Source organism: Pseudoalteromonas sp. XMcav1-K, assembly GCF_044005875.1.
Lineage (GTDB): Bacteria > Pseudomonadota > Gammaproteobacteria > Enterobacterales > Alteromonadaceae > Pseudoalteromonas > Pseudoalteromonas spongiae.
In genome coordinates this window covers 51,628-63,928 of sequence record NZ_JBIPJE010000052.1, presented here as the reverse complement: position 1 = coordinate 63,928, position 12,301 = coordinate 51,628, and the positions used below count along the sequence as shown (strand labels likewise).

The window sequence follows — 12,301 nt, the reverse complement described above, 5'->3', positions numbered from 1 at the left end:
ATTCCACAATTGTAAATATTTGTTAAACTAATAAATAACTATTACTGAATAGCAATCTCGTGTTTAACAGTGTAACTAACGCACACGTTTACTAGGGTTGTACCCGAACGTAGAGGAACGAACAATGTCCAGCAAGCTAACCTTAATGTTGGCCTGTGTGTTTGCCAGTGGCAGCGCATTAGCTAATGCCGATATAATAAAAATTCAAAAATCTAAATCTGAGCATATTGCCATTACAAAATCGACAAGCCATATCGACTTCACTCCGGTAAAACACTACGACAAATACATAATCTCTGTTTCGGGCCCAAGTGGCTTCTCGAAATCATTTGAGTCTGACACGCCGTCACTAGATATTGGTGATTTGAACTTGCCTGTGGATGGCACTTTTAATTATCAGATACAAGCTGTTACTTATCTGCAAGAAATCAAGGACACTATGAACAATGGTCGTTCTGAAGACGCGAGAGGCTACATTAGTAAAGTAGACGTGACTGGTGGTAAGTTTACTACCGAGAATTTTTCAGTAAAAACACATCAACAAGCAACTGAGAAAAAACCAACTTTTAAGCTAGGATTAGAATAGGGTACTAAATAATGAACGCAAAAAATATATTTAAAACCAGTGCCCTAACAACAGCTCTATTGATGAGCTTACAGGCTCAGGCTGACCAACAAATTTCAGATAATTTGATTGTTCAAGGCAGTGTATGTGTTGGCCTAGATTGTAACAACGGTGAAAGTTTCAATTTTGATACTATTCGCTTAAAAGAAAATAACGTTCGCATTAAATTTCAAGATACCAGTTCATCGGCTTCTTTCCCATCAAATGACTGGCAACTTACAGCAAATGACTCTACAAATGGTGGCGCGAATCGATTCTCAATAGATGATATTGATGGTGGTAAAACCCCATTTACAGTAGAAGCAGGCGCTAGAACTAACGCACTATATATTGACGATGTGGGTCGCATAGGTGTTGGTACCAGTGCTCCAATTGCGAATGTACACATTAAAGAGGGTAACACACCAACACTTCGCTTAGAACAAGACGGTTCGTCGGGCTTTTCTGCTCAGACTTGGGATGTTGCAGGTAATGAGAGTAACTTCTTTGTGCGTGATGCAACGAACAGCGGTACACTTCCATTTAGAATCCAACCAGGTGCGTCCAATGCGAGTATTTATATAGCTTCTGATGGCGATGTTGGTTTAGAAACGACCTCACCTGATGGTCAATTTGACGTTGCCCATTCGTCAAACGCTAACAACCATGCTTTTTTAATTGACCCTTCAAGTAATGTAGGTGTAAATATCGACAACGGGTACACGCCAAATGGATTGTTTGATGTGCAAACGACAGGCGGACAATCACAATTTATAGTGCAGTCTGATGGTGATGTGGGGATTGGAACTTCATCACCAGACGTAACTTTTGAAGCTGTTGGTTCTAAATCCTCTCGGACAGACACATTAGCTAAATTACGTGATAATGATCCCTCTACCGATCCAAAACTACTATTGAACTTAGAAAATAACGGACCAGCATGGATTGGTCTAGACCACACTGCAGACCAAGATAGGTGGTTAATATTGAGAGATGGTGCGGGTGATTTTCGCATTTCTAAACAAAACTATGCAGATTTAAATGCTGTCACTTACCTTTCTACATTTCAATTGGACAGCAGTGGTAACTTGACCATTCCTGGCAACTTAACTGCTAACGGGACAACTTATACCTCGTCGATAATGACAAAAGAGAACTTTTCTAATCTAAACTTAGACACCATTCTTGACGGCGTTTCGAGCTTGAATATATCGCAATGGAACTACATTAAAGACGGAAGTAATATCAAACATATTGGGCCAATAGCAGAAGACTTTCACAAGGTATTTGGCTTAAATGGTACGTACTCAGATCGCATCTCAATCACTGATATTGCGGGCGTATCATTAGCAGCGATTCAAGCACTTAAAAATCAGCTTGATACTAAAACAGCACAAATTGAAGCTCTAGAACAAAAAGTAAACGCACTTAGTAGCAATTAATGTTTGCTAAATAATCCTTTAACTAATCCACTCACAAGGGATTTAAAGTAGTTTAAATCCCTTTTTTTAAACCCTATATAAGAATATAAAACAAGTAGGTAACATGCTTGTTTAATTAAAAACCATTTTGGCATATAACACGACTTAGCCAAGCGAATACTATTTCTTAATTGATACATAACTCGAAAAGGACTATGAATATATACTTTTTTACCAAAAAAATCCGTGCCTTCTTCACCTAGGCTATGCTTCATTTGAACGCCATCAGTACCACAAATTATATACCCATTTTTTTTTACTCGGAAATTCCACTCGGTATCGACTTGATCAATAAATAGTTTCGAATCAAACAAACCAACCCGACTAAATACTTCACTAGAAATCAGAATTGACGATGTAATCGAAAAGTCGCTATAAAATAGGGAAATGCTACTGTTTGCATAAATATCTTTTTTCAGTTTACCTTTATTATAAGAGTAAAAAGGTTCTCGAATACCCGTATGGATATTGAAAAACCTAGGACTTAAAGCAGCCACATTAGGCAATAACTTTCGAGCGGTTAGAAATTCATTGTAAAGTGATGGTATGTGGTTACTGCAAATATCAGAGTCTTGGTCAAACAATACCACTTTCGAGGCGTCTAGTGCGAGCGCTTTGCGAACTCCCTGATTCAATGCTTCAGCAATGCCTAAATTTTCGTTATTTTGAATCAGCAATAAGTTTTCAAAGTCTTCAATTTGTGAAGACTGGTAGTCAGAGTTAAACACGACAATAAGGTGTTCTACACTTGAAGATAACTGAGTCAATAACTTATTTAATACTCGGCAATCCGGCTCAAATGCAATAACTACCGCTGCAAGGTTAGGGATAGGCAACATAAACTACTGTTTATAGCCCAACAAGTGAGAGGTCTATTTCAGAATAGTAGGACCTTAATTGATCGACTTTTTGTTTTACATTATTACTTAATGTCTGTCCACGACCAGTTATTCCAACATTTAACCGACTTGGCCTATCGGGTGTAATTATTTCTTCAACACTAGCACCTAAGTTGTCCATAGAGACACCACAAAACTCAAACAAATCAACAAATACTTGTTCTGGTTGTAACAAAAGTTGCTCATATTTTACAATGTGATATTTGATATTGTATTGCTTTAATAGCGTAGTCCAACTTGTAATAAATTTAAAATACCAAGGAGCTATGAAATCAACGATATAGTTCGTGCGTTGATCTTTGTCCAAAACTTGCCACTGCTCTATAGTCATAAATGAATTTGGCTGTATCACACTTTCTTTATCTAGGTGATCTAACGAGCTAACTAAACAATCAAGCAAATCACGAACCTGAAGCACAACTTTAATATCATAAAGTGCAATAGTCTCTAAAACATATTCTGAAGCGCAACAGTGTTGTTGAATAGCAAATAAATCTTTATTGAGTCGATTATTTTGTAAAATTGATTTAGTGTCTAATTCCTGTTGACGATAGCCATAACAGGGTAATAACGACATAGTCTCCCAACCCAATCCATTAAGAATTTCAGAAAGCGTATTACTAACCCATGTGGAACCACTTTTTGGCATTGCAACATGCCAAATAAATTGCTTTTCTCTGTTTCTGAGTTTGCTAACCTCAAAATCGCTTGAGAAGTTTTCCGCAATTTTTGATATGAGCTCATCCATTTAAATACCTTTAATTAATTTTCTCTCTGTCTATTTATTCTGCTGAAGCAATGAGTAACAATTCATAGTGGCTTAATTTAGCAGCTCACAACAAAACCACGATACCAATCGCATCTAACATTTACAAAATAGTTAAATGTACCTGTTAAATAGTTACACTTACAACGTACTGATCAATAAACTGTTGAAACTGATCTATTTTCGACTGCAAGTTCATAATCACCATTCCAGGAGGAAACAATAGGCCATCATCATCAATAAAAAGCTCTCCTTGTCTACGATATATCTGTGTTTTATCCATTTGTTTAACTTTTTTGTAAGCCTCAAGGGTACTCTTATGTTTATCCACAAATGTAAGCATCGAGTCAATTACACTCGGTCCATTTAAATGTGGCTCGATATGGTGTTTAATATAATCCACCTGCCCTATTAAATAATCTATTTGTCCGTCAATATATGCATATTTATCAGTATCATCATCGATGGGGCCAGTTTCGGGTCTAACTGGGCAAGGCTTTATAGGTTTAAGATGGTAGCTAATTTGTTCAACCACATTCATTGACTTCCGGCGCAACATTCTCTTTTCTTGCTGCGAAAGCTCCTCAAATTCTCTAAAGTAATAAAAGTTAATTGCGATTGTTTCAAATTCGATTGCCAGCTCAGAGTTTGCAGAATATCTTAACCCCCAATGAGGGCACCCTGCCGTTTGATAATCTTCTTTGTCGAGCGCGAGGCACTCTGAACTTGATGAAAAAAACCTAAAGGTGTGTTCATTAAACGCGATCTGATTATTATGAAAAATATTGGCAAAGTTGACATCAACCTGATAATAAGGAACTAATAATAGAAACTGTCCGCTAGGTTTTAAACACCGATATACCTCTGAAATTACATTTAAAAAACCTTCAACCGTCAAATGTTCTAACGTATGTGAACTAAAAAAGTAATCTATCGAGTCATTTTCAAAAGGAAGTTTTTCTGTATTGAGGTCAAGTGAAATATCGGCATCAGACAAGGAAGAAAAGTCGACTCCTATCGAACCTTCAATTTTTTTTCTTCCACACCCTAAATCAACTATTTTCAAAGCACTCTCCTGCTTAATTATACGCGCATTAAATTGGTTTCTTGAATAGCAAGATTATTTAGACTTAAATCTTGGTCAAGCAGCTCAAAAGTTTTAAACTTTGGTGTTAATTTGCCAGGAAAGACAATGCCAAACTTATATTCTGAGTATATTTTTTCAAAAAGTTTCCCCGAATATTGAGTGTTATCGGTTTCACCTACTTTAAAACCGTACTGTTTTAAACCAGATGAATAAACTTCAACTTTTTCAACTCCAAATTGAAAGCCTGCTCCACATGCCTTAAGGTAAGATTCTTTTAAAATCCACAAATCAAAAAACGTGTCTAATTTACAGTCGATAGAAACCTTAGATGTAATGTTATGTATTTCTCGGGTTGTAAAAAACCTTTGTGCAATCCTGAGTAGTTTTGGTCGTTTGGCAATATACTCAACATCCACCCCAATTTCATACTGCGTTGAAATAGCGATAACGAATACATCTTTCTTGTGGCTAATACTAAAAAAAATTCCTGCTGAATTATCGCTTAGGTACGGTTTACCCGTTGATGTATAATCAAAACATATTACTGACAATGGCAGCTTATAGATTTGATTAAGCAGTTGTATTAATAAAACTCGAGAAATACTTCGATAGTCGTTTCTTTCATCAAAAGTAATATCTAATGTAGTTAGAAAGGAATTACATCGGTCAATAAAATTTCGTTGACCGATATAATTACATTTGTAGTAATAAATATCTAAGTTAGGCATACATTACTAAATGGCTCAGCGACTTTTATTAAGAATACTTTCATGCTTGCTTAAAGCTGAATTAAAGTTTTCTTTAGTTAATAAAATATCGCAATTACCGTTTTCGTCGGGCTTCGCGATATTGAAACCAAGCAACTTGTTGAATCGGATAGCACGTTTGTTAGAACTAATAATATCGCCAACAATCTTGTCAACGCCTAAGTAGGAAAACGCAAATTCATACATAATAAATATTGCCTTAATGGAATCTAAACCACCTACAAAACGCTCCTCACCAACAAAGATAGTTCCTTCTGCTTCGCGACGCTGCGCATTTACATTTTTTAAGCCACAACTTCCAAAGTACTCACTTCCATTATGCATTAAAAAATAGTAGCTATTACTCTCATTTAGAGAATAAAACCAATTTCGCTGCATCTCCTCTGTAATTTCTCCTTGAAAGTGAAGATATTGCTTTACAAAATCACTATTTCTCCAAGACCGCATGAGTTCTAGATGCTCTTCCTTTAGCGGATGTAGCTCTACACTAAAATTACTAAGCTTCATCCTTATCACCTACTTTTGTTAAACGCATTTTTTTAAACCGTTCACCAAAGTTAGTTTTGTCGCTAAATTTAAAGCGTACAGGAATTTTATAGGTGTCTAGCCTCTCTTTACAGTGACTTCTAATTTCCTTCTTGGCATCTTTTTCTATAGCCCCATCCTTCAAAACTAATTGTACAGCGACCATTTGACCGGTTATGGCATTTTTCTCTCCATAAACCATACAATCTTCGATAATATCCAGCTCAAGTAATACTGACTCAACTTCGTTAGGTAAGACTTTTTCTCCACCTACGTTGATCACTTCTTTGCTGCGACCAATTATTTTAATATAACCATCTTCAGATTGTTCAACGAGATCTCCGGTTTGGAACCAACCATCATCTGTAAAGCTACTCATATCTGCATTGAGATAGCCTAGAACTTGTGTTTTACTACGTAACCAAAGTTCATTGTTGACAATCTTATATTCAGTATTTGGATCATCTAGTTTCATTTCCAAGCTATCGGAAGATTTACTACTAGTTTGAGCTATGCCTGTTTCACTAGTGCCGAATGTTTGTAAAAGCCTAGCTCGCGGGAATGCGTCTTTAAGCTTAGTTAATAAGCTTTCTGGCATAGTTTCCGTACCATATGTAATCATTTTTAAGCTTCTAAGATTATAATTCTCATGTGCTTTAGCCATCAATAACATATTTAAAAATGTTGGTGTCGCGGGCAACACATTGACCTTATAGTTTTCTATCAGCTGACCAATATGTTCGGCATTTCGATTTGTCGGCAGAATTATTCTAGCTCCCATAGCTAATGTATTTAGTAATGTATTTAAACCACCAATATGGTCAAACATCAAAAACACCAGCATATTAAGGTTCTTTGTGTTTTTACCTTTAAAACTATTGATCAAGTTGTCTAGATCATGAATCATGGCCTTTGGCACACCCGTACTGCCGCTACTAAATAAAATTAGTCCTGCATGACCTTTTTTAACTAAATCCTTAACAAGTGCGTGCTTTGCTTCATTGTTATTTAACTTTTCAGCGTCTACAACACCACTTTCTAGACGTAAAATCCAATCAGCATTGGCAACTTTAATACGACTGTTAACTTCCTCGTTATTCTGAGAGACAATCGGCACAATAATTACCTGCTTTTTATGGAGGGCGAGTAGTAGTGCAATAGAGTAAAAGTTATAGTCTGCCAGAATAACAACAATATCACCTGGCGCAATGCAATCTGAGATTTCACTGCTATACTCATCTATTTTTTCTACTAATTCTGCGTAAGAAAACTCGCCATTTACATCAACAATTGCTGGTTTCTCACTCAAACTTCCAAAATGTTCACTGAGCCAAGTCATTACTTCATTACTCCACCGAGATAGATAATTTGTCCGGTAATAAAATTACTTTCTTCTCTGTTGAAAAAGTCAATTACATTTCTCACGTCTTCGGCTTCACCAAATCGCTGAATTATCTGCTGCTCTAAAAGATCATCTAGCTTGTTGCTTGGAATATTTCTTACTAAATCAGTATAAACAGGTGTAGGTCCTACTGCATTTACACGAATACCAAATTCACCAAGTTCTCTAGCCGATGTGCGAGTAAAACTCTCAACAGCTGATTTGCTGGCAGCATAAACCGCCTCACCAGCCAGATCTAGCGGTACAGCAACCGTTGTATAGTTTACTATCGAGCCTTTTTTGGCTTTCATCATAACTTTTGACACTTCTCTCGTTAGCAAGAAAGTGCCAAAAAAATTTGTCGCAAATACACTTTTTGCGTTATTGTAAGGAGATGTAAGCAAGTGGTTCATTGCTGCGATTCCGGCGTTATTTAACAAAATATCAATACCACCAAATGCTTTATTTACAGTTCTGACCATTTTCATTATCGCAGACTCGTCAGACACATCTAACTCAAAGTGCATATAATTTTCATGTTGAATACTCGCTTTGCCTCGACTGCACCCAGCTACTTTATGGCCTTTTGATAAGTAGTATTCTGCAAGTTCCTTTCCGAGACCTTTTCGAGTACCAGTAATTATATAACTAAGGGTGTTCATCTTGATTACCTTACTGTTTTTCGCTAATAAGTTGATCTACATATTTAGATAAAGTTTTTACGCTGCGAAACGGAGAAGTTTTTTGGCTCATTGCACGTTCATCAGCAAGCGTTAAATCAACATCATATTCATCCGATATTGCAGCTTCTAGGTCTGTCACTAAAAACACTATTCCCATGCTATCTAAATTAGCGCCAAATAAGCGCGTATCTTCTGTTGCGTCGATTAATTCAGCATTCTCCTGGTCTTCGCCGACTTCTTTTACTACGTCTAAAACTAATTTTATTACATTATTCATTCATTTATTCCTAAAGTTATGCCACCATCTACGATTAAATCAGTTCCTGTAATCCACTTGGATTGGCAGGAAATAAGATAACTAGCTGCTTCAGCGATATCTTCAACGCCACCTAGCCCCAGCGGATACTGTTGTTCCATACGGGCGAAGAAAGATTCACTATTAAGATTCAGTGTCATATCTGTTTTAACAAGCCCCGGTGAAATACTATTCACTCGAATGCCATCGGGTGAAAGCTCTTTTGCCATCGATTTCATTGCGCTAATTAGTGCACCTTTCGAAGCACTATAGTTAATTGTGCCCGTTGCACCACTATTAGCGGCAATCGACGCAATAAAGATGATAGATGCGCCGTCTTCATGTTTTACTCGTTTATCCGCAATACCTTTAGCAATTTGCAATGCTGAAAATACATTTAGGGTAAAAATATCAAGCATTTTTTGCTGTGAATTAAAGCGCAATGGCAATACCTGAAGTACACCTGCTGCATGTACAAATCCACTAAATCGACCATGAATTTTACTCAGTCCTATAACCCACTTAGGTAAGCTATCTATATCTTCACTTAAGTCCCTAGATTCATGAACAAAGCTATCAGCAAAATTCTTCTTCAGTACTTTGACATTATCTGAACAAGAACGCGAAACGCCAACAATTTTGTGGCCTTGGTGTAATAATAATTCAGCTATAGCAAACCCAATGCCTGAACTTACACCTGTCACTAAATAGAGATTACTCATAAAGAAATTATGCGCTTAGACCAGCTAATTCAATTAAATCCGCGACACTTTCCATCTGTTTTAGTTCTTCTACTGTTATGCTCTTTGAAAATTCAATATCAAACATAGAAATAACCCCTAAATACGCCATAGAATCCCACTCAACATAATCAGATAGTTGAGCAGTCTCATCAATCACATCTTCCAGTTGCATAACATCTGCTAATTCTGTTAAAAAATCTTGCTTGTTCATTTTTATTCCTTATTGGTGTAGATATATACTGGTGGACAATAAATTTTTTCGATATCAAGTAATGCGCTAGCCCAAGATAAGCCAACACCAAAACCTGATAAAATAATTCGCTGTTTTTGATTTTCAACCTTATCACTTAAGGCATCATTTATAGTGCAAGGTATTGAGGCACTGCTTTGATTGCCATATTTACTAACTGTATCACATGGCACTTTGTCTAACGAAAGTTTAAGGCGTTTTGCAATGTTGCCAATAATATACTTATTAGCCTGATGGAACACCACAAAGTCAATATCATCAATCGTAGTACCGGAAAACTCCAGAATTTCAGTAATTGCAGGAGGCTCGGTTTTAATTGAGAAGTTAAATACCTCACCACCGTTCATTGCAATATCATTGTCACTACGATAGTTACCTTCCTCATCAACATTTTCAATTGCAGTTTCTTCAGACTTCGGTACCCTAAAACAACCAGCAGGTTGCATAATATGCTTAGCACCTTTGCCGTCTGTATGTAAAGAGAAGTAGCTTTGTGTATTTTCAGCACTTACCTCCACCAAAGTCGCCGTACCTGCATCACCAAAAAGTGGAGCTGTCGAACGATCCCGTTTATTAACGCATTTACTCAGCGTATCACCGGCTAACAATAATACTTTCTTGCAGGTCTGGGATGCGATCATCATATGCGCCATCCACATTCCATAAACATAACCTGAGCAGCCTAGAGAAACATCGAATGCAGCCACATTTTTATCTAAATTTAGCTTACCATGCGCAATTGCAGCATTGGAAGGTTGGAAGTGGTCTGGTGTTTGAGTGACAAATATAACGCCATCAACTTCTTGTCTGTCAATATCTAAACCCGATATTAATTTTTCCGCCGCAAACACACAGAGATCAAGTGTTGTTGTTGACTGATCGGCAACATGTCTTTTATCTAAACCAATTGCCCGCTTAATACGCGCTATTTGCTTTTCATTACCACCATATTTCTCTATTTCATCATCAATACAGTTAACTGTCTCAGGGACTGCTGTGACAATGCCTGATATTTTTACACTATTAAATTGAGTTTTTGCCATTTTAGAACCTTTTATTTAATAAATTAGAGTCGACCTAATCTATTTAATTTGAATTCGATAATCTTTGCTTCTACGACACTGATAACTGAAGTTACAAAGTTGAATAGTCTCGAGATAAAAGTAAATTTACTTAACAAAAATGGTTGTTTCACTCTACTTTCGAGTGCAGGGAAACCAAGCACATTATGCGCTTTTAACTTATCCAAAAACGCGATATAAAAATTGTTGTCAAATATTTCTCTTTCCATATTTAATAAATAATCAAGCTCAGACATAGTTTCAGCACTATCTATATTAAATACAGTTTTGTTTTTTCTATTTGTTTTTTCTACGGCGATGATCGAATCATCGAATCCTATAAATGAAATATCATTTAATATATTTTTAAAACGATTTTTAAAACTATTAGGCGCAATTACCAACGCCTTCTCAATTGAACTTTTTTTAGACAAAAACAAGAGTTTGTCTATTTCCTTTTCAGAAGTACACAGCATAACCGCAAATGTACCTTTACAAGAGTGCAGTTCATTTATTTTCGCAATATCAACGTACCCTTTGTAATTAAGCAATTCATTGTCACGTAAAATCAGATCTAGTTTTTGACTTACAGCTAGTTGCAACGAGCTTTTGTGGTTTGCAAATAAGTGAACTATCTTGCCTTTCCGTGGTTCTTGTTCAAATAACGCTTGCTTGGCGTAACTTTTTTCAAGAACTGCTTTAAGGTTACTTTCCCACTCATCGATATAGTTGTCTTTTTGGTAGCGCCTTCGCGAGACAACTTCGGCTCTGTCAATAATTGAACCTCTTAATTCGGAATTTAGAACTAATTCTTCGATCCCCTTAAACCAAGCATCAATCGAGTTTTCAACCAAAACACCTGTGTGGTTATGTTCAACACTATTTTTATATAACTCAACATCAGAATAAATACCCGCAGCGCGACATCCACTATATTCCCTAAACTTATTATCCGTTTTAGAATTTTCAAAATCGCCATTTGAAAGGGGTGCTAGACCAATATCAATTTTTTGTTTTATAAAACTCGCTAAAAACTCACGATAACTTTTATTAAATTTAATAGTTTCAACTCGTTTACCTCCTACCTTTGTTAAGGTTGGAAGCCTAATATTACCAAATAAAGTAACTTTAATTTTTTCTGGATATTTATTAAGTATCTGAATTAATGCAGGTACAACATATTTATTAACGATTTCATCATCACTGCGGCTTGTTGCAAATGCAATATGAACTACGTTGTTATCACTATTTTTCCGTCTAGCTGTTTTTTTGATCTTATCGAGTAATTCAAAATCAAAGTAAGGGCGGTTCAAACTGATATGTGGAACGCCTATTTTATTTAGGTCACTCGCTATTTTTTTGCTATAACACCTAACAGCACTTGCATTTTTTTGTAGGTAACGCAGCGCATATAGGCGTTTTGGACAACGGTGGTATTCACCTATCGGAGAACCTGTTGGAATTCGGTAAAAGTTATCATCAAATTCATAAACGTATGGAATATTAAATAGTTTAAGTTGATTAACAATTCGTAAATCATCTAACTCAGTATGACGACAAAAAACCGCTACATCGTACCTAGAAAAATCAATCCCCCCTGCCATCACTCGACCAGTATTGACAGCATCGAAAGTAATGCGACCTCTCTTTTTAAGTTCTAGTAAGGGGTATAACACTCCTAATATTACAGAAGGAATATATCCAGGGACAATTGCCAAGACCTTTATTTTTTTATTTTCCATAACATAAATCTTTTTAT

Annotated in this window: 14 protein-coding genes; 2 read left to right on the top strand and 12 right to left on the bottom strand. The window is 36.3% G+C overall.

Annotated elements, in window-relative coordinates:
• Positions 1-124 precede the first annotated feature (124 nt).
• Both ACHSBP_RS21370 and ACHSBP_RS21365 read left to right on the top strand, forming a co-directional pair.
• Positions 125-586, top strand: coding sequence for a hypothetical protein (locus ACHSBP_RS21370; RefSeq protein WP_395390374.1), 462 nt, complete (start codon positions 125-127; stop codon positions 584-586).
• Between the two features lie 11 nt (positions 587-597).
• A complete protein-coding gene (locus tag ACHSBP_RS21365) occupies positions 598-2,046 on the top strand; it encodes a tail fiber domain-containing protein (RefSeq protein ID WP_395390373.1) in 1,449 nt (482 codons plus the stop codon).
• Here ACHSBP_RS21365 and ACHSBP_RS21360 read toward each other — a convergent pair.
• From ACHSBP_RS21360 to ACHSBP_RS21305, 12 genes are all read right to left on the bottom strand, one after another.
• Positions 2,043-2,924 carry a hypothetical protein gene (locus tag ACHSBP_RS21360; RefSeq protein WP_395390372.1) on the bottom strand — a complete coding sequence of 294 codons (882 nt, stop codon included), beginning with the start codon at positions 2,922-2,924 and terminating at the stop codon, positions 2,043-2,045. The two genes, ACHSBP_RS21365 and ACHSBP_RS21360, sit on opposite strands and share 4 nt — an antisense overlap.
• A gap of 10 nt (positions 2,925-2,934) precedes the next feature.
• A complete protein-coding gene (locus tag ACHSBP_RS21355; protein WP_395390371.1) occupies positions 2,935-3,732 on the bottom strand; it encodes a sulfotransferase domain-containing protein in 798 nt (265 codons plus the stop codon).
• A gap of 145 nt (positions 3,733-3,877) precedes the next feature.
• On the bottom strand, positions 3,878-4,816 hold the full coding sequence (locus ACHSBP_RS21350; protein ID WP_395390370.1) for a class I SAM-dependent methyltransferase: 939 nt from the start codon (positions 4,814-4,816) through the stop codon (positions 3,878-3,880).
• A 17-nt stretch (positions 4,817-4,833) separates the two neighbouring features.
• Positions 4,834-5,565, bottom strand: coding sequence for a 4'-phosphopantetheinyl transferase family protein (locus ACHSBP_RS21345; protein ID WP_395390369.1), 732 nt, complete (start codon positions 5,563-5,565; stop codon positions 4,834-4,836).
• Between the two features lie 15 nt (positions 5,566-5,580).
• Positions 5,581-6,111: a GNAT family N-acetyltransferase gene (locus tag ACHSBP_RS21340; protein WP_395390368.1), complete on the bottom strand. Its 531-nt coding sequence runs from the start codon at positions 6,109-6,111 to the stop codon at positions 5,581-5,583.
• Positions 6,101-7,468 carry a class I adenylate-forming enzyme family protein gene (locus ACHSBP_RS21335; RefSeq protein WP_395390367.1) on the bottom strand — a complete coding sequence of 456 codons (1,368 nt, stop codon included), beginning with the start codon at positions 7,466-7,468 and terminating at the stop codon, positions 6,101-6,103. The genes ACHSBP_RS21340 and ACHSBP_RS21335 overlap by 11 nt, the downstream gene beginning before the upstream one ends.
• Positions 7,468-8,172 (bottom strand): SDR family NAD(P)-dependent oxidoreductase, encoded by a 705-nt coding sequence (locus tag ACHSBP_RS21330; RefSeq protein ID WP_395390366.1) that lies wholly within the window; start codon positions 8,170-8,172, stop codon positions 7,468-7,470. The genes ACHSBP_RS21335 and ACHSBP_RS21330 overlap by 1 nt, the downstream gene beginning before the upstream one ends.
• Positions 8,173-8,182: 10 nt before the next feature.
• Positions 8,183-8,470 carry a hypothetical protein gene (locus ACHSBP_RS21325; protein ID WP_395390365.1) on the bottom strand — a complete coding sequence of 96 codons (288 nt, stop codon included), beginning with the start codon at positions 8,468-8,470 and terminating at the stop codon, positions 8,183-8,185.
• Positions 8,467-9,210 carry an SDR family NAD(P)-dependent oxidoreductase gene (locus tag ACHSBP_RS21320; protein WP_395390364.1) on the bottom strand — a complete coding sequence of 248 codons (744 nt, stop codon included), beginning with the start codon at positions 9,208-9,210 and terminating at the stop codon, positions 8,467-8,469. The genes ACHSBP_RS21325 and ACHSBP_RS21320 overlap by 4 nt, the downstream gene beginning before the upstream one ends.
• 7 nt (positions 9,211-9,217) lie before the next feature.
• Entirely contained in the window at positions 9,218-9,442 is a 225-nt protein-coding gene (locus tag ACHSBP_RS21315) for a hypothetical protein (protein ID WP_395390363.1), read from the bottom strand.
• 2 nt (positions 9,443-9,444) lie between these two features.
• Positions 9,445-10,524, bottom strand: a complete 1,080-nt coding sequence (locus tag ACHSBP_RS21310) for a beta-ketoacyl-ACP synthase 3 (RefSeq protein WP_395390362.1) — start codon at positions 10,522-10,524, stop codon at positions 9,445-9,447.
• A 23-nt stretch (positions 10,525-10,547) separates the two neighbouring features.
• Entirely contained in the window at positions 10,548-12,284 is a 1,737-nt protein-coding gene (locus ACHSBP_RS21305; protein ID WP_395390361.1) for a hypothetical protein, read from the bottom strand.
• Between the last annotated feature and the right edge of the window lie 17 nt (positions 12,285-12,301).